The sequence below is a fragment of the Streptomyces sp. NPDC002467 genome (assembly GCF_042889825.1).
In the GTDB taxonomy this organism is placed as follows: domain Bacteria; phylum Actinomycetota; class Actinomycetes; order Streptomycetales; family Streptomycetaceae; genus Streptomyces.
The window spans coordinates 106,681-122,625 of record NZ_JBIARJ010000003.1; the positions used below are offsets into that span (position 1 = coordinate 106,681).

Annotated in this window: 14 protein-coding genes; 6 read left to right on the forward strand and 8 right to left on the reverse strand. The window is 72.4% G+C overall.

Annotation, left to right across the window (positions count from 1 at the left end):
* The first annotated feature begins 75 nt into the window (after positions 1 to 75).
* The gene (locus tag ACFYYJ_RS06890; protein WP_389129326.1) at positions 76 to 888 is read left to right on the forward strand and encodes a DeoR/GlpR family DNA-binding transcription regulator; all 813 of its coding nucleotides are present in this window, start codon (positions 76 to 78) and stop codon (positions 886 to 888) included.
* A 33-nt stretch (positions 889 to 921) separates the two neighbouring features.
* Here ACFYYJ_RS06890 and ACFYYJ_RS06895 read toward each other — a convergent pair whose 3' ends face one another.
* The 5 genes from ACFYYJ_RS06895 to ACFYYJ_RS06915 form a co-directional block, all read right to left on the reverse strand.
* A complete protein-coding gene (locus tag ACFYYJ_RS06895; RefSeq protein WP_385363106.1) occupies positions 922 to 1,935 on the reverse strand; it encodes a LacI family DNA-binding transcriptional regulator in 1,014 nt (337 codons plus the stop codon).
* Positions 1,932 to 3,716 carry a glycoside hydrolase family 36 protein gene (locus ACFYYJ_RS06900; RefSeq protein WP_389129328.1) on the reverse strand — a complete coding sequence of 595 codons (1,785 nt, stop codon included), beginning with the start codon at positions 3,714 to 3,716 and terminating at the stop codon, positions 1,932 to 1,934. The genes ACFYYJ_RS06895 and ACFYYJ_RS06900 overlap by 4 nt, the downstream gene beginning before the upstream one ends.
* Positions 3,717 to 3,718: 2 nt before the next feature.
* Complete coding sequence (locus tag ACFYYJ_RS06905) at positions 3,719 to 4,552, reverse strand: carbohydrate ABC transporter permease (RefSeq protein WP_389129330.1); 834 nt, start codon at positions 4,550 to 4,552, stop codon at positions 3,719 to 3,721.
* Positions 4,549 to 5,361, reverse strand: coding sequence for a carbohydrate ABC transporter permease (locus tag ACFYYJ_RS06910; RefSeq protein ID WP_389130486.1), 813 nt, complete (start codon positions 5,359 to 5,361; stop codon positions 4,549 to 4,551). The genes ACFYYJ_RS06905 and ACFYYJ_RS06910 overlap by 4 nt, the downstream gene beginning before the upstream one ends.
* 116 nt (positions 5,362 to 5,477) lie before the next feature.
* The gene (locus tag ACFYYJ_RS06915) at positions 5,478 to 6,824 is read right to left on the reverse strand and encodes an ABC transporter substrate-binding protein (RefSeq protein ID WP_385128459.1); all 1,347 of its coding nucleotides are present in this window, start codon (positions 6,822 to 6,824) and stop codon (positions 5,478 to 5,480) included.
* Positions 6,825 to 7,044: 220 nt separating this feature from the next.
* Between ACFYYJ_RS06915 and ACFYYJ_RS06920 the strand changes: the two genes are divergently transcribed.
* Complete coding sequence (locus tag ACFYYJ_RS06920; RefSeq protein ID WP_389129331.1) at positions 7,045 to 9,039, forward strand: hypothetical protein; 1,995 nt, start codon at positions 7,045 to 7,047, stop codon at positions 9,037 to 9,039.
* A 55-nt stretch (positions 9,040 to 9,094) separates the two neighbouring features.
* Here ACFYYJ_RS06920 and ACFYYJ_RS06925 read toward each other — a convergent pair whose 3' ends face one another.
* Entirely contained in the window at positions 9,095 to 10,699 is a 1,605-nt protein-coding gene (locus ACFYYJ_RS06925) for an FAD-binding oxidoreductase (protein ID WP_389129333.1), read from the reverse strand.
* Positions 10,700 to 10,763: 64 nt separating this feature from the next.
* Between ACFYYJ_RS06925 and ACFYYJ_RS06930 the strand changes: the two genes are divergently transcribed.
* On the forward strand, positions 10,764 to 11,399 hold the full coding sequence (locus ACFYYJ_RS06930; RefSeq protein WP_389129336.1) for a TetR/AcrR family transcriptional regulator: 636 nt from the start codon (positions 10,764 to 10,766) through the stop codon (positions 11,397 to 11,399).
* Between the two features lie 76 nt (positions 11,400 to 11,475).
* On the opposite strand, the gene ACFYYJ_RS06935 is transcribed toward ACFYYJ_RS06930, so the two are convergent.
* Positions 11,476 to 11,949 (reverse strand): MarR family winged helix-turn-helix transcriptional regulator, encoded by a 474-nt coding sequence (locus ACFYYJ_RS06935; RefSeq protein WP_385128464.1) that lies wholly within the window; start codon positions 11,947 to 11,949, stop codon positions 11,476 to 11,478.
* Between the two features lie 100 nt (positions 11,950 to 12,049).
* Between ACFYYJ_RS06935 and ACFYYJ_RS06940 the strand changes: the two genes are divergently transcribed.
* Complete coding sequence (locus tag ACFYYJ_RS06940) at positions 12,050 to 12,925, forward strand: SDR family NAD(P)-dependent oxidoreductase (RefSeq protein ID WP_385128465.1); 876 nt, start codon at positions 12,050 to 12,052, stop codon at positions 12,923 to 12,925.
* 246 nt (positions 12,926 to 13,171) lie between these two features.
* Here ACFYYJ_RS06940 and ACFYYJ_RS06945 read toward each other — a convergent pair whose 3' ends face one another.
* Complete coding sequence (locus ACFYYJ_RS06945) at positions 13,172 to 13,414, reverse strand: hypothetical protein (protein ID WP_385128466.1); 243 nt, start codon at positions 13,412 to 13,414, stop codon at positions 13,172 to 13,174.
* A 386-nt stretch (positions 13,415 to 13,800) separates the two neighbouring features.
* Between ACFYYJ_RS06945 and ACFYYJ_RS06950 the strand changes: the two genes are divergently transcribed.
* Together ACFYYJ_RS06950 and ACFYYJ_RS06955 are read left to right on the forward strand one after the other, a co-directional pair.
* Positions 13,801 to 14,610: an NPP1 family protein gene (locus ACFYYJ_RS06950; RefSeq protein ID WP_385128467.1), complete on the forward strand. Its 810-nt coding sequence runs from the start codon at positions 13,801 to 13,803 to the stop codon at positions 14,608 to 14,610.
* Positions 14,611 to 14,710: 100 nt separating this feature from the next.
* Complete coding sequence (locus ACFYYJ_RS06955; protein WP_389129340.1) at positions 14,711 to 15,892, forward strand: FAD-dependent monooxygenase; 1,182 nt, start codon at positions 14,711 to 14,713, stop codon at positions 15,890 to 15,892.
* Positions 15,893 to 15,945 lie beyond the last annotated feature (53 nt).

A 15,945-nucleotide genomic window follows, 5' to 3' on the forward strand; every position in this document is an offset into this window, starting at 1 on the left:
GTCGCTCATGGTTCAACAGTCGGTCGTGTTATGTTGCTGCTTTCCGAGGCGTTGGCCGATACCGGGGGAGCGATCGTGGCCGAACAGGCAGCCCAGCTGGCCCACCAGCGGCGTGCGCTCATCCTGGACGCGGTCCGGCGTGACGGCGCGGTGCGCGTGGCGGACCTCGTCGGGCGGCTCGGCGTCTCGGACATGACGATCCGCCGGGACCTGGACGCCCTCGCCCGGAGCGGCGCCGTGGAGAAGGTCTACGGCGGAGCCGTGGCCGCGGGCGGGGCCGGCGGCGGTCACGAGCCGGGATTCGACGCCAAGTCCGGTCTGGAGGGCGCCGCGAAGGCGGCCATCGCGGCAGCCGCCGCGGCCCTGGTGGAACCGGGCAGCGTGGTCGCCATCTCGGGCGGCACCACCGCGTACGCGGTCGCCGCCCGGCTGCTCGACATCCCGCGGCTGACGATCGTCACCAACTCGCTCCCGGTCGCCGAACTGGTCCGGGCCGCCGACGGGGAACCGGGGAGCGGGGCCCCCACCCTGCTGCTCACCGGCGGCGCGCCCACCCCCTCGGCGGCGCTCGTCGGTCCGCTCGCGGACCTGGTGATCGGTTCCCTCCACGCGGACCTGCTCTTCCTCGGCGCCCACGGGGTGGCCGAGGAGGCGGGGCTGACCACCCCGAACCTCATGGAGGCGCAGACCAACCGGGCGCTGGTCGCCTCGGCCCGCCGGGTCGCCGTCGTCGCCGACCACAGCAAGTGGGGCGTCGTCGGACTCAGCGGCTTCGCCGCCCTGGACCGGGCCGACTGGTTCGTGACCGACGCCGCCATGCCCGCCCCGGCCCGGGCCGTCCTCGCGGACGCGGTGGGCGAACTCCTGATCGCGGACGAGGAGCACTGAGCCGCCCACCCGCCCGCGGAGGCTCCGCCCGCCTCAGGCTCCGGGGCCGGTCTCCACGGGCGCCGGACCCGTCGTCGCCCGGATGACCAGCTCGGGGTCGAACAGCAGCTCCCCGTTCGGCACGTCCCGGTTGCCGACCAGAGCCAGCACGCTGCGCCCGACTTCGAGCGCAAGCCGGTCGGCAGGCTGTCGCACCGTGGTCAGGGGCGGATCGGTGAACTCCGTGACCGCCGAACCGTCGTAACCCACCACCGACACGTCCCCCGGCACCGAGTGACCCTGACGGCGGACCCCCCGGATCGCACCGAGGGCCATGTAGTCGCTGGCCGCGACGATCGCGGTGGCGCCCAGGGCGAGCAGCGGGGCGACGGAGGCCTGGCCGCCCTCCACCGTGTACGACTGCCGGACCACCCAGCGCTCGGGGTCCTCGATCCCCCGCTTGGCCATCGCCTCCAGGAAGCCCCTGACCCGGCGGTCGGCGGGCTGGTTGCCGGCCGGCCCCGAGACCATCCCGATCCGGCGGTGGCCCAGCCGGTGCAGGTGGTCGACGGCCAGCTCGGCGGCGAGCGCGTCGTCGGTGGAGAAGACGGGCACGGGCACGCCGTCCGCGAACTCGCCGTTGATCCCGACGTACGGGACCCGACGCTGGCGCAGCAGTTCGTAGGTCTCGGTGTCCGAGCCCTCCACCGTGTTCGAGGCGGACAGGAAGACCACGGCCGCGACGCCCTTGTCGACGAGCGCGGAGACGAAGTCCCGCTCCTGCACCCCGCCGGGGAAGGCGGGACACAGGATGGTCTTGAGCCCGTGCGGGGCCAGGGCCGACTCGATCCGCTCGGCGACATCGGCGAAGAACGGGTTGGACACGAACTCGGTGATCACCGCGACCAGTTGGCCCTGCGTCTGCCGCTCGTAGCCGAGCTCCGCCATGGCCTGCTCGACGGTGTCCCGGGTCTTCTTCGACACGCCCTGGCGTCGGTTGATCACCCGGCTGACGGTCGCCTCGCTGACCTGGGCGAGGGCTGCGACCTCGGTGATACCGACCTTCATCGCGGTCCTTCCGTGATCGTGAGCGCCGCGAGACCTCCGCGCGGCACCGCCAGCGAGTGCGCCCCCTCGGGCAGGAACGGCGGCGGACCGTCCATCATACGGCCGTCGGGTCCGTGGACCACGCCCCGGATACGGCCCCCGCCGCCCCGCACCTCGACCATCACCCGGTCCCGGTCCGAGCCGTTGACCAGGTGGAAGCGCCGGTGCGCGGTGAAGTCCAGCGGGACGACCCGGTCGCCGTGCACGCCGAGCAGGCAGTGGTCCCCGGCGCTCGCCCGCACCAGCGGGTACAGCTCGTCGGGGCGTCCCGGTTCCACCTCCCCGTCCAGCAGCAGCCCGCGCAGCTGCCGCCACTGCCGCAGCCAGAAGCCGATGGTCTCCAGGTGCGCCGCCGGTACCCGGTCCAGTCGTACGGAGATCTGCGGTACCGCGTGCAGGGCCCCGATCAGCTGCCGGGCCACCGCAGCCACGGGCGCGTCCCGGGACCACAGCAGCATGTCCGAGTGGACGGCGCCGCCGACGGCGAGCAGCGCGGTGTCCAGGGTGCGCACCCGGTTCGCGGTCGCGTCCGCCGGGCAGTCGAAGGAGCGCAGCATGTTCCCGAACGGAGCCATGCCGGGACCCGTGTAGGGCTGGCGCAGCTCCAGCAGCAGATCGGGTCTTACGGCGTGCAGCGCGGCCCGCAGCTCCGTCAGCAGGGCCACCATGGCCTGTCCGAGGTCCCCCGCACCGTCGCCCGCGTACACCATGGCCTGGTCGAGGAAGTCGAGCTTGAGCCCGTCGAGCCCGTATTCCTCGACCAGCCGCACACAGACCCCGACGACGTGCGCGCGGACCTCGGGACGCCTCGGGTCGAGCACGTACGCGCCGGGCACGGTGGCGGCGGCGGGCGCGCAGGCCGCCCACCGGGCGTGGCAGGCGGCTCCCGGGCCGAGCAGCAGGGGCGCCACCCAGGCCAGGTAGCGCAGACCGGTGGCCCGGACCCTGGCCACGTGCGCCGCGAAGTCCGGGAACTTGGCCCGGTCCGGCAGCCAGTCCCCGCAGCCGGCGTAACCGCGCCCGTGGCCCAGCTCCTGCCAGCCGTCGTCGAGGATCAGCGCGCCGCAGCCGAGGCCCGCGGCCAGCTCGGCCTGTGTCTCGACGGCGGCCGCGCTGACGTTTTGGTTGAAGGCGTACCAGGTGGAGTAGACGGGGGTGCGCGCGGCGTCCGGCACCGGCATGGGGGCGAGCGCGGCGGCGAACCAGGTCCGCACGGCCCGCATGGCCCGGGCCACGGACGGCGAGCGGGGCACCAGCAGGATGCGGTGCGGGCCCCGCGAGGCGGGCAGGCGCAGGTGGACGACGTGGGTGTCGTTCTCCTCGGAGACGCCGAAGCGCAGGGTCGCCTCGGGGACCGGGTCGGCCGCGGCGAAGGCCAGCAGGGTGGCCCCGGAGTGGTCGAAGAGGCATCCGGCGGCGTGTCCGTCGACCAGCGAGACCCGCGAGCGGCCCTCCCAGTCGGCGAGCAGGGTGCGCCGCCAGCCGCCCTGGGGATGCCAGTACCCGGCGGCGTCGCCGAGCGGAACGGAGAAGCGGACCTCGACGGGCGCGCCGTCGGCCCGCACCTCCAGCATGCGCAGTCCGTCGACGGGTTCGCCCAGGGACCAGACGGGTTCGATGCCGGGGCCGTGGGCCAGGACGGAGATCGAGACGCCGTCGAGCAGCGGCTCGTGGCGCGTGGGCGCCAGACCGGCCGTGGTCACGGGCTCGGGGGTCTGCGCCGGGGCGCTGGTGGTGTGCACGCTCACTCCTTCACGGCGCCGGCGAGCAGGCCGGACACGAACTGGCGCTGGAGGGCCAGGAATACGATGGCCATCGGGATCGCCGCGGCGGCGGTTCCGGCGAGGATCGCGCCGTAGTCGGTCTCGTCGAGGCCCTGCAGCGAGGCCAGGGCCACCGGCACGGTGAACGAGGCACTGTCGCGCAGGACGATCAGCGGCCAGACGAAGTCGTTCCACTGGTACAGGAAGAGGAAGATCGCCAGGGCGGCCAGGGCGGGTCTCATCGGTGGGACCACCACCCGCCAGAACAGCCGCAGTTCGCCGCAGCCGTCCATCCGCCCGGAGTCGAGGAGCTCGTCGGGGAGCGCGGCCATCGACTGGCGCATCAGGAAGATGCCGAACGGCAGGGCCAGATTGGGCATGATCACGGCCTGGTACGTGTTCAGCCAGTGCAGCTCGGCCATCATCTGGAAGAGCGGTACCAGGGTGACCTGCGCGGGGACGACGAGCCCGAGCATGAGCAGTCCGAAGAGGGCCTCACGGCCGTGGAAGCGGAACTTGGCGAAGCCGTACCCGGCCAGGGTGCAGACGGCGCCCGCGCACAGGGTGTAGACGGCGGCGATGAGCACGGAGTTGAGGACCACCCGGCCGAAGGAGGCGGTGTCCTGGAGCGTTCGCAGGTTGTCGGCCAGGTGGCCGCCGGGCAGCAGCGGGGGAGGGCTGTCGAAGATCTCCCCGGAGCTGTGCGTGGCGGCGACGACGAGCCAGTAGAAGGGGACCAGGACGGCGGCGAGCGCGATGGCCAGTCCCGAGGTCAGCAGGATGCTCCTGCCGCGGTGCCGGGCGGCGGCGGTCATGACTTCTCCCCGAGGAGCCGGAACTGGACCACGCCGAGGATGCCGATGAGGACGGCGAGGGCGTAGGCGATGGCGGAGGCGTATCCGAAGTCGAAGTACTTGAAGGCGTTCTGGTACAGGTACACGCCGATGGTCAGGGTGGCGTTGTCCGGGCCGCCGCCGGTGAGCACGTACGGCTCGTCGAAGATCTGCAGGGTGCCGATGGTGGAGAGCACCGTGGTGAGCAGCAGCGCGGGGCGCAGTCCCGGGAGGGTGACGTGGCGGAAGACGCCCCAGGCGCCGGCCCCGTCCACGGCCGCCGCGTCGTAGAGCTCGCTGGGGAGGGACTGGAGGCGGGCGAGCAGGATCACCGCGTTGTATCCGGTGTAGTGCCAGGTCAGGGCCAGACCGAGGGAGACCTTCGCCCACAGGGGGTCGGTCAGCCACGGCACGGGATCCAGGCCGACGAGCCCGAGCAGCCAGTTGACCAGCCCGTAGTCCTTGCCCAGCAGGACGGAGAACATGATTCCGTAGGCGACCAGTCCGGTGATCATCGGCAGGAAGAAGCCGAGCCGGAAGACCGCGCGCCCGCGCAGCAGGCCGGAGTTCAGGGACACCGCGATCGCGGTCGCGAGGGTCAGCATCACCGGCACCTGGACGGCGAGGATCACCGCGGTGTTCTCCAGAGCGGTCCAGAACAGCGGATCGTGCAGCAGTCGGGTGTAGTTGTCGGCTCCGACGAACCGCTCGGTCCCGCCGACGGTCTTGTGGAGGCTGATCACGAAGGACCGGCCGATGGGGTAGACCTTGAAGGCGGCGAAGAGCAGCAGCGCGGGCAGTACGAAGACGTACGGGGCGACGCGTCGGCGGGGCCGGGACCGACCGGCCGTTCCGGCCGGCCCCGGGGCGGGGGCGACGCGGGCGGCGCGGCCGGTGAGCGTCGCGGTCACCGGGAGACCTTGCGCCCGGTCTGCCGGCCGAGCTGCTCGGCGGCCTCCTTGAGGACCTTCGCCGGGTCGGCGCCCGCCAGCAGGACCTTGGACTGGGCGTCGGTGACCAGCTTGAGGGCGCGGGCGTAGTCGGCGGTGTAATTGAACGCGGACGAGGGGGCCTTGAGGGCTTCCAGGAAGACCTCGCCCTTCTTCTGCCCGCTGAAGAAGGCGGAGGGCTCGTGGAAGACGGCGTCGTCGTAGGCCGCCATCAGCGCGGGGGCGATGCCCTTGCCCCGGTAGGTCCGCACCTGGGAGGCGGGGCGGGTGAGGACGAACTCGACGAAGGACCAGGCGGCGGCCTGGTGCTTGCTGCTGCCCGCGACGGCGAGGTGGGTGGAGTTGACCGTGGCCGCGGTGGATCCGCCGCGGCGGACCGCCGGGGGCAGCCGGACCTTCCACTTGCCCGCCTCGCCGGGAACCTGCTCCTCGATGACGCCGCCGAACCAGGTGGGCATCGGCAGCACGGCCGCGGTCCCCTCCTTCAGGGAGCTCATCAGGGTGTTCCAGCCGCCCGCGAGATCGCTGACCAGACCGGCGTCGTTCATCGTCTTGATGAGGGTCATGGCCTTCACGGCCTCGGGGGAGTCGAGGGTGATGTTCCCGGAGAGGTCGAAGTAGAAGGTGCCCTGCAGCTGGAGCAGCATCTGGAAGAAGTTGGCGGCGTCGGCCTGTGAGGCGGGTTTGTCGATGCCGAGCAGATGGGCGCCGGTCTTCTGCTTGATCTCCTTGCCGGCCTCGATGGTCTCCTCCCAGGTCTGGAGGGCGCCGGCGTCCACACCGGCCTTCTCGAAGAGGTCGGCGCGGTAGTAGAAGCCCGCCGAGTTCGCCTCCCAGGGCAGGGCGTTGACCCGCTTGCCGTCGGGGGACACGGTCTGCCACATGCCTTGGGCGAAGGCATCCCGGTAGGCGTTGGCGCCGAGCGGGGCGAGGTCGGCGAGGCCGCCGGGGAACTTCTCGACGTAGCCCGGCAGGTAGTCGACCCCGATGTGGAGGACGTCGGCGAGGCCCTGGCCGCCCGCCGCCAGCCCGGTGGTGATCTTGTCCCAGATCGCCGGGTTGCCGATGTCCTCGACCGTCACCTCGATGTCCGGATACTTCTGGTTGAACTCCGGTACGAGCGCCTTCATTTCGGCGGCCGGGCCCTGCCAGGACCAGACGGAGATCTTCCCCTTGTCCTTCGCCCCGGCGGTCCCGCCGCCACCCGTGTCACCCGTGCCGGAGCAGGCGGTCAGGCCGGTGAGCCCGGCTCCCGCGGCGAGCGCGCCGCCCATCCGAAGCACTCTGCGACGTTCCAGTTCCATGCCTTGACCCACCCCTGCTCGCACCGTTGCGGAAGCCGAATGGCCGGACTGTAGCCAGATGCCCTCGCCACTTGCAATACATCGATGAAAACTTCCAGTCTGATCCCGCAAGGGAAATTGGCAGGACTGATTGCAAAACAGCAAGGAGGGTTGCTAGCGTGCCGCGCGCCCCGTCCAGTGCAGACCGGTCGCCCCACCACACACACCCCGGGAGAACCCGATGTCGCGTTCCCGTGTGCCGTTGCTGTCCGCCCTCGCCCTGCTCGCGCCCCTGGCCCCCCTCGTCTTCGGCGGCCCGGCCGCCGCGGCGTCGCCGGGCCCGGCGGCCCGGCCGCCGGCGCCCGCCGCGCCCGCCCTGCTCGCCGTCACCAATCCGGGCTTCGAACAGGGCGGCACGGGCTGGGAGTTCACCTCCGGCACCGGCGTCGCCACGAACTACCCGCACGGCGGGGCGCGGCTCGCCTACCTCGACGGCGGGCCCGGGATGAAGGTGTCCCAGACCGTGACGGCGACGGGCCGGGGAACGTACGACATATCCGCCTGGATCGCGACGGGCGGCCCGAACGGGCGCTACGTCGCCCGGGTCAACGGCGCGGTCGCGGCCTCCCAGGCCCTGCCGAGCGCCTCCGGCTACCGGCGCCACACGCTCGGTCGGATCACCCTCGCCCCCGGCGACAGGCTGGAGATCGCCTTCGAGTCGGGGGACGCCTGGGTCAACGCCGACGACGTGATGGTCTCGCCCTCGTCCCCCGTGGACCCGCGGATCAGCTCCTCCGACCCGAAGATCGTCGAGATGTTCGACTGGTCCAAGCGCAAGGCCAACAGCTGGGTCCACCTGCCGGGCACCCAGGGCCCGCTCAACGTGGACGAGAACCGCACCGGTGGCAGCGGGACCGGCACCTACGGCCCCTCCTACTGGGCCGGCTACGCCAACCGCAGCGGCTACTACTCGCGCGACATGGCCCACCAGCTCGCCGGCGCGGGGGTCCTCGGCCTGCACGCGGAGAACAAGGCGATGCTCCGCTCCTTCGCCGCCTCCGCCACCCCCGCGCACAAGTACTACCCGGCCTGGGCCCTCAACTTCGACACCACGACCTACCTCTCGATCGACTACAAGAGCCCCTCGAACTTCGTCCGCGAGGTCCCCGCCGGATTCGAGCTGGTGCAGAAGTCGGAGGAGGCGTACCGCTGGAGCGGCGACCGCTCCTACATCGAGGACCCGGTCCTGTGGGACTTCTACCGGCACACCACCGACGAGTTCGTCACCCTGCACGACGGGCTCAAGGACAACGGGGCGGTCAAGGTCGCCGAAGGCACCGGCCAGGGCATCTTCCAGGGCACCGCCAGCTACAACGAGCAGAGCGGCGAGCCGCTCGCCGAGGCGGGCGACGCGATCGGCTCCCAGTACCAGGCGTACCTTGCGGTGGCCTCGCTCGCCCGCGCGAAGGGCGACTGCGTGCTCGCGGGCCGCTACGAGGCCAAGGCCCGTGACCTGAAGGCGTACTTCAACACGACCTGGAGCGGCACCGGTTCCGGCGCGGACATGGTGCGCGGCTACACCACGGACGGGCGGGCGCTGACCGGCTGGGGCAAGGAGAACAGCTGGTTCATGCCGATGAAGCAGATCGTGGATCCGGGCGCCCGTCGTGAGGCCTACCTGGACTACATCGACCAGCAGGCCTCGGGCGCGGACCGGCCCACCAACATCGAGGCCCTCACGTACCTGCCGGACACCTTCTTCCGGAACGACCGCAACGACACCGCCTGGAAGTGGATGAAGCAGGTCTACGACCGCAAGGACGTCCAGCACGTCAACACCAAGCAGGGCACCAACGGGGACTATCCCGAGGTCTCCTTCACCCTGGTCGGACAGACCGTCGAGGGTCTCCTGGGCGTCACCCCCGACGCGCCCGCACACGCCCTGAGCACCCTGTCACGGCTGCCGTCGGGCATGGACTGGCTGGGGATCGACGACCTTCGGATCGGCGACTCGACCTTCTCCCTGCGGCACGACGGGGCGACGAAGTCCACGCTCGGCCACACCTCGGGCAGCTCCGCCTACACCTGGGAGGCCCGCTTCCCCGGCAGCCACGCCACGGTCACGGTCAACGGGGTGGCCCGGCCGGCCCGCACCAAGGTGGTCGACGGAGTCACGTACACCTACGTCACGCAGCGGGTGTCGCCGGGCGGCACGGTCACCGTCGAGGTGCGCTGAGAGCGGGTACGGGCGCGGGCCGGCCGCCGCCGTGGCCGGCCGGCCCGCCCCCGGGTCAGTCCACGAGTACGCCGGGGTTGAGGACGCCGTGCGGATCGAGCGCGTTCTTCGCGGCGCGCAGTGCGAGGGCGAAGGGCTCGGGGCGCTGGCGGTCGTAGCCCGGACGGTGGTCCCGGCCGACGGCGTGGTGATGGGTGACGGTCGCCCCGTGCCGGTGCAGGACCTCGACCGCGACGGCCTTCAGCTCGTCCCAGAGCGCGTCCTCGTCACCGTCCCGACCGGCGGCCAGGACGGTGAAGTACGGTGCCGCCCCATCCGGATAGACGTGCGTCAGACGGCAGTTGACGGTGGCGGGGTGGCCGGTCGCCTTGAGTGCGGCCGCGCCGACCTCGCCGCGCACCGCCTCGATCAGGCCGGGGATCCGGTCCCAGCAGGCCGCCGTCTCGAAGGTCTCCGCGACGGCCCCCATCCTGGCCAGACCGTCACGGAGGTAGGGCATCCGCAGGAACGCCGAACGCCAGGCGCTCACCGCCGCGTCGCCGCCGGGGCCCGCCTGCGTGCCGGACGTACCGCCGGGACGCCCGCCGTGCGAGCGGGCCAGGCCGACGGCGCGTTCGAGTCGGTCGGTCACCGGCTCGTCCGCCGACTCGAAGCCCAGGACCAGTACGGAGGAGCCGTCCCGCGCCGCACCCGACAACGCCGCTTCGCCGGCGTCCAGCAGACGGCAGTTGGCGGGGGAGAGGTCGGACTGCGCGAGGGCGCGCACCGCCCGGAGCGCGTCGTCGAAGCGGGTGAAGGCGACCGAGGCGGAGGCCTTGTGACGGGGACGTTCCTGTAGCCGGACCCAGGCCTCGGTGATGACGCCGAGGGCGCCCTCGGAGCCGAGGAACAGCCGGTCGGGGGAGGGGCCGGCCCCCGAGGCGGGCAGCCGCCAGGAACCGCTCGTGCCGGCCGGGGTGACCACGCGCATCGACTGCACGAAGTCGTCGATGTGCGTACGGCCGGTGGCGTAGTGGCCGCCCGCACGGGTGGCGAGCCAGCCGCCCAGGGTGGAGAACTCGAAGCTCTGCGGGAAGTGCCGCAGGGTGAGTCCGTGGGGCCGCAGCTGGTCCTCCAGGCTCGGTCCGAGGGTGCCCGCCTGGATGCGAGCGGCCCGCCCCTCGGTGTCGACTTCCAGCACACGGCGCATCGCCGTCAGATCGAGGGACAGCACCGCCCCGTGGGCGTCACCGCGGTACTCCACGCCGCCGGAGACCGAGGAGCCCCCGCCGTACGGGACGACCGCGACCCGCCGGTCGCCGGCCCACTCCAGCAGGTCGGCCACCGCGCGCTCGTCCGTCGGGCGGGCGACGAGGTCGGGTATCCGGCCGGGCCGCCCCCGCAGGGCCCGCATCACGTCGCGGTAGGCCTTGCCCATGGCGTGGGCGGCGCGGTCCTCCGGGTCGGCGGTGACCAGGTGTTCGAGGCTTCGCGGGGGTTCGATCGAGGGTCCTCCGATGCCCAGGTCGCGTACGCGGGGGACGGGGAGCGGGCGGGCGAGGGTTCCGGGGATCATCGCTCCCATCGCGGCGCATTCGGCGTCGTCGGGATGCGCGTCCGTCCAGCCCCAGCCCCACCAGGAGCGGGTGCGGGACTGCGACTGCGGGGTGGTGCCGGCCATGGATGCGCTCCAGAGGTCGCAGGAATTTACCTATAGGTAAATTACCTACTGATAATATCGACGCATGGCAACCCCCCCGACCAGAGCCGGCACCAAGGGAGTCCCGCGCGAGCACCGCCTGCGGCAGATGCTGGAGGCCGCCACGGAGGAGTTCGGCACCCGCGGCTACGCGGCCGCCTCGCTTCCCGCGATCGCCGCCCGCGTGGGCGTCACCAAGACGCTGCTCCACCAGTACCTCGGCACGAAGGAGGAGCTGTACGTCGCCTGCCTGGTGCCCGTCGGGGACCGGATCCTGGAGGCCGTCCGGACGGCAATGGGGGCCGACGGCGCCGGACCGGACACGCCGCTGCGCGTGCTGCGCGGCATCTTCGAGGCCCTGGAGGGTCGCCGGGAGGCGTGGTTCGTGCTGTACGACACCACGCTGCCGCCAGGCGGCGAGGCCGAGCGCCGGGCCTCGGAGTACTGGTCGGCCATCGACGCGCTCGCCGCGGGCGGCACGGCCGAACTGCTGCGCGCGGCCGGTTCCGCCGACCCGCTGGACGCCGACGCGCTCAAGTACGTCTGGCGGGACCTGGTCGCCACCCTCGTCCGCTGGTGGGTCAAGCATCCCGAGCAGACCCCGGCGGCGATGACGGACCGCTGCGCCCGCCTCTTCGCTGCCGCCGCCACGCTCACCTCCGGCGGCGGCAGCGCGGGCTGAAGCGGGTCGCTCGTCGGGGTCACCCGTCGGGGTCCCGCGTCGGGCCGCCGATGGCCCGACGGGTGCCGCGTGTCCGCTACGCCTTGTCGGCCTGCGCGGCCTTGACGGCCTTGAGCTTGCGCCACACCCTTTCCAGGTCCTTCAGGTCCTGCTCGTCGAGCAGCCCGGTGAAGACCGGCCCCAGGGCTTCGCGCCGCGTGGCGTCGGCCGCGGCGAACACCGTACGACCCGCATCCGTGAGGGAGACCTCCACCGACCGGGCGTCGCGCGCCGAGGGCGTACGGGTCACCAGGCCCCGGTTGTGGAGGGCGTCGACGACGCGGGAGACCTGGCTGCGGCTGAGCAGCGTGCTGTTCCCGAGGGTGGAGGCGGGCACCGGCTCGGGGCTGGAAGCCAGCCACAGCATCACCTCGAACCAGGAGACCGGGAGGTCGTGGGCCTTGACGAGGGCCCGGTCGACGCGATCGGTCAGAGTGGTGCCCGCCCAGACCAGCCCGTAGAAGGCGTAGTCGGCCGTCGGCATCTCGGTTTCGGTGAGCTTTTTCGCCATGTCGGCAGTGTAGAGCTTGCGTGCACACGCACATAAATTTATAGTGTGTGTGCACGCACATAAATCACGTTCGGTGACACGCCCAACGAAAGGCACCGCCATGTCGACGCACCCCACCGCCGCCACCACCCCCGACACGTCCGTCCGGACGGTCCTCATCACCGGTACCTCGTCCGGGATCGGCCTCGCGGCCGCGGTCGCCGCCGCGCGTGCCGGATGGCGCACGGTCGCCACCCTCCGTGACACCGGTCGGGCCGACGCCCTGCGCAAGGCCGCCGCCGAGGCGGGCGTCGAACTCGACATCCGGCAGCTCGACGTCGTCGACGAGGACTCCGTGGCCGCCGCCGTGGCCGGGATCGTCGCCGACTACGGCCGTCTGGACGCCGTCGTGAACAACGCGGGCGCCGGGCACGTCGGCACCCTCGAACTCGAGTCGGTCGCCGACGTGCGCGAGGTCATGGAGGTCAACTTCTTCGGCGTGCTGAACGTGTCGAAGGCGGCCCTGCCGCACCTGCGCGCCACCGGAGGCCGTCTGATCACGGTCACCAGCGTCGGCGGGGTCATCGGCCAGCCCTTCAATGAGGCCTACTGCGCGGCGAAGTTCGCCGTGGAGGGGTACATGGAGAGCCTGGCCCCCGTCGCGGCCGCCGTCGGCGTGGCCGTGTCCGTCGTCGAGCCCGGCGCGGTGGCGACGGAGTTCGTCAACAACATCGGAATCGACATCGACGCCACCGTCGCCGCGGCCGGTCCCTACGCCGACGCGATGCGCCACTACATCGACCGCACCGTCGCCCAGTTCATGAACGGGGCCCAGACCCCGGCGGGCGCGGCCGAGGCCGTCATGGAGGCGCTGACCGCGGAAACGCCCGCGTTCCGCATCCAGACCTCCGAATGGGCCCGCGGCTTCACCGGGACGAAGCTGGCGGACCAGGACGGCTCCGCGGTCCTCGGCATGACCAACGCCTGGGTCGCCTGAAACCCACGGCGACCGCAACCACACCGGCCGGCCGTCGCGCACCCGGGCCGCCGTCTCGCGGCAGGCCCGGGTCCGGGGGAGACTCGTACGCATGGACGAGTCGCGCAAAGCCTGGGCCATGGTCATCGGCGTCATCACCGTGATCCTGCTGGACCTCGCGGCCATCATCCTGATGAACACGCTCTGATCGAGTTCGGAGCGAGTCCATCGCCGTGCGGCGGTCACGCTCCGGGCCCGCGAGGCCTTCTAACGGCCGAAGACCGACAGCTCCTCGCCGCGCGAGTTCCAGAGGCGGGCGGATCCCCCCGACGGCTCGCTCAGGGTGAGTCGGTCCGGCCCATGGATCACCCCACCGAGCAGGCGTCCCTCCGCGCGGACCGGCCATTCGACGGTCAGGTGGTCGCCGGGAGCGAGTTCGAACTCGGTCCCCTGGGGTTCGAACTGGACGGTGAGTGGGGTCCCCGGCCCCGCCTGGACGACGAACTTCACGGTTGCCGTCGTGCGGTCGGTTGCCCTCACTCGTCGCCTCAGGTTCATGAGCCCCTCGTTGTCCGGCTGGTGCGTGTCTCCCTGACCATGCTGTGAGTCCGCCGGCCGTCGCCGTACCCGGTCCGTCGCGGGCGGGCGGTCTCCCGGCGACCGACGTCCACGGTGCAGGCTATCGCCGAACCCGGACAGGGACGAGGGCGAGGCGTTGCCCCACCGCACTCCGGTCCCGTCCCGGCTCGAGTCCCGCTCGGAAACGACGGCAAAGGGCGCCCGCAGCACGGCAGTTCGTGGCTGTTCATGCCGGAAAGAGAGGCCGCCCACACCCTTGCTGCGCCGCCCCGGTTCGCGAATGATGCTGCCCGGCGTGTCGGCCGACGGTGGTCGTGATGCACGCGCCATCCCGAACCCGGCCGGCCAGGAGGCACGCCTTGCGGACGAACCGTCACATCCGGAAATCGTTAGGGGTCGTCGGCGCCGCCCTCGCGCTGGTGGTCGCCGTTCCCCAGGTCGCCTTCGCCGCGCCACCGCCCGCCCTGCCCAGCCAGGCCGAGGCGATCGAGCTGACGTTCCAGCCGGCCTACGACTACGACACCGACGGCTGCTACCCGACCCCCGCCATCGGCCCGACCGGAGTGCTCAACGGCGGGCTCAACCCCACCGGCGCCCTCAACGGCAACTGCCGCGACGCCTCGGACCTCGCCAACACCAACGGCTACTCCCGCTGGACCTGCAACAACGGCTGGTGCGCCGTGATCTACGGACTGTACTTCGAGAAGGACCAGGCGATCCCCGGCATCAGTCTCGGCGGCCACCGCCACGACTGGGAACACGTCGTGGTGTGGATCCAGGGCAACGAGGCCAAGTACGTCTCGACCTCCGCGCACGGGGACTTCGTCGTCCACGCCCGCGACCAGATCCGCTGGGACGGCACCCACCCGAAGATCGTCTACCACAAGGACGGCGTCGGCACGCACTGCTTCCGCGCGGCGAACAACAATGACGAACCGCCGGAGAACCACCGCCACACCTGGCAGTTCCCCGCACTCGTCGGATGGTCGGGCTACCCCGCCGGACTGCGGGACAAGCTGAGCCAGGCCGACTTCGGCAGCGCGCACTTCGGCCTGAAGGACGGCGCCTTCGCCGACCACCTGGCGAAGGCCAAACCGGCGGGCATCCCCTTCAACCCGTACCAGTAGCCGTCACGGGCGGCATGATGCCCTGTCCGGGCCGCGTTCTACAGTGGCCGTACCCAGCCGCAGTCGTAGGGGCGGTCCGGACCGAACGGTGAGGTGTGTCATGCCGAAGCGCCAAGCGGTGATCGCCGGGGCGGGCATCGGCGGTCTCACCGCCGCCATCGCCCTGCACCGGCGCGGTTGGCGCGTCACCGTCTGCGAACGCGCCCCCGAACCGCCCGTCACCGGCGCAGGCATCGGCCTGGCGCCCAACGCCCTGCGCGCACTCGCCGCGATCGGCGTCGACGCGGCCCGCGCCACCGGCAGCGCCGTGCCCGAGACGATGGGCGTACGCCGCTCCGCCGGCCAGTGGCTCACCCGAGCCGGCACCGCGGACATGGCCGCCCGCTACGGCGTCGCCCCCGTGGCCGTCCCGCGTCCCGCCTTCACGGCCGCCCTGGCCGCGGCCCTGCCGCCGGGGACCGTCCGCTACGGGACCGCGGTGACCGCCGTCGACGACGCACGGGGACGCCCCATCGTCCGTACGGAGGCCGGACCGGACCTGCCCGCCGATCTCGTCGTCGCCGCCGACGGCATCCACAGCCCGCTGCGGCGCGCGTACTTCCCCGCCCACCCCGGCCTGAACTACATCGGCGAGACCGCCTGGCGGACCATCGTGGACGCCCCGGACCTCGGGATAGCGGCCATGAGCGAGACATGGGGGAGGGGGCAGCGGTTCGGCGTGACCCCGCTCTCCGACGGCCGCCACTACCTCTACGCCACCGCGGTCGTCCCGGCCGGCACCCGACCGGCCGACGCCCGAGCCGAACTCCGCGCCCGCTTCGGCGCCTGGCACGACCCGATCCCCGCCCTCCTGGACCGGGTCGCCCGCCTCGCTCCCGCCGACGTCCTGCAGAACGACCTGTACGACCTCGCGGCCCCGCTTCCCCGCCTGCACCACGGCCGGATCGCCTGGCTCGGCGACGCCGCCCACGCCATGGCCCCCAACCTCGGCCAGGGCGGCTGCCAGGCCATCGAGGACGCGGTGGTCCTGGCCCATCTGCTCCCCACGGGAGACGGCGCGAACGGCACGGACTCCGTCCCGGCCGCCCTGGCCGCGTACACCGCCGCCCGGCGCGACCGCACCGACGCGGTACGCGTCCGGGCCCGCCGGGTCGGCCGCCTCGGAGCCATCGGCCACCCGCTCGCGGCGGCCGCACGCGACCTCGCGGTCCGGGCCACCCCCACGCGCCTGGCCCTGCGCGGGATGGACGACCTCTTCAACGGCTTCCGCCTCCCCGGCTAGACGCCTGGCTCCCTGCCGGGAGAGAGCGGGATGACCAGGGCCGGCCCGACCGC

What these genes read in the sequence shown, in the direction of transcription:
- ACFYYJ_RS06895 (WP_385363106.1), bottom strand. Translation starts at nt 1,935, where the DNA reads ATGAAGGTCGGTATCACCGAGGTCGCAGCCCTCGCCCAGGTCAGCGAG.
- ACFYYJ_RS06905 (WP_389129330.1), bottom strand. Translation starts at nt 4,552, where the DNA reads ATGACCGCCGCCGCCCGGCACCGCGGCAGGAGCATCCTGCTGACCTCG.
- ACFYYJ_RS06915 (WP_385128459.1), bottom strand. Translation starts at nt 6,824, where the DNA reads ATGGAACTGGAACGTCGCAGAGTGCTTCGGATGGGCGGCGCGCTCGCC.
- ACFYYJ_RS06920 (WP_389129331.1), top strand. Translation starts at nt 7,045, where the DNA reads ATGTCGCGTTCCCGTGTGCCGTTGCTGTCCGCCCTCGCCCTGCTCGCG.
- ACFYYJ_RS06925 (WP_389129333.1), bottom strand. Translation starts at nt 10,699, where the DNA reads ATGGCCGGCACCACCCCGCAGTCGCAGTCCCGCACCCGCTCCTGGTGG.
- ACFYYJ_RS06930 (WP_389129336.1), top strand. Translation starts at nt 10,764, where the DNA reads ATGGCAACCCCCCCGACCAGAGCCGGCACCAAGGGAGTCCCGCGCGAG.
- ACFYYJ_RS06935 (WP_385128464.1), bottom strand. Translation starts at nt 11,949, where the DNA reads ATGGCGAAAAAGCTCACCGAAACCGAGATGCCGACGGCCGACTACGCC.
- ACFYYJ_RS06940 (WP_385128465.1), top strand. Translation starts at nt 12,050, where the DNA reads ATGTCGACGCACCCCACCGCCGCCACCACCCCCGACACGTCCGTCCGG.
- ACFYYJ_RS06950 (WP_385128467.1), top strand. Translation starts at nt 13,801, where the DNA reads ATGCACGCGCCATCCCGAACCCGGCCGGCCAGGAGGCACGCCTTGCGG.
- ACFYYJ_RS06955 (WP_389129340.1), top strand. Translation starts at nt 14,711, where the DNA reads ATGCCGAAGCGCCAAGCGGTGATCGCCGGGGCGGGCATCGGCGGTCTC.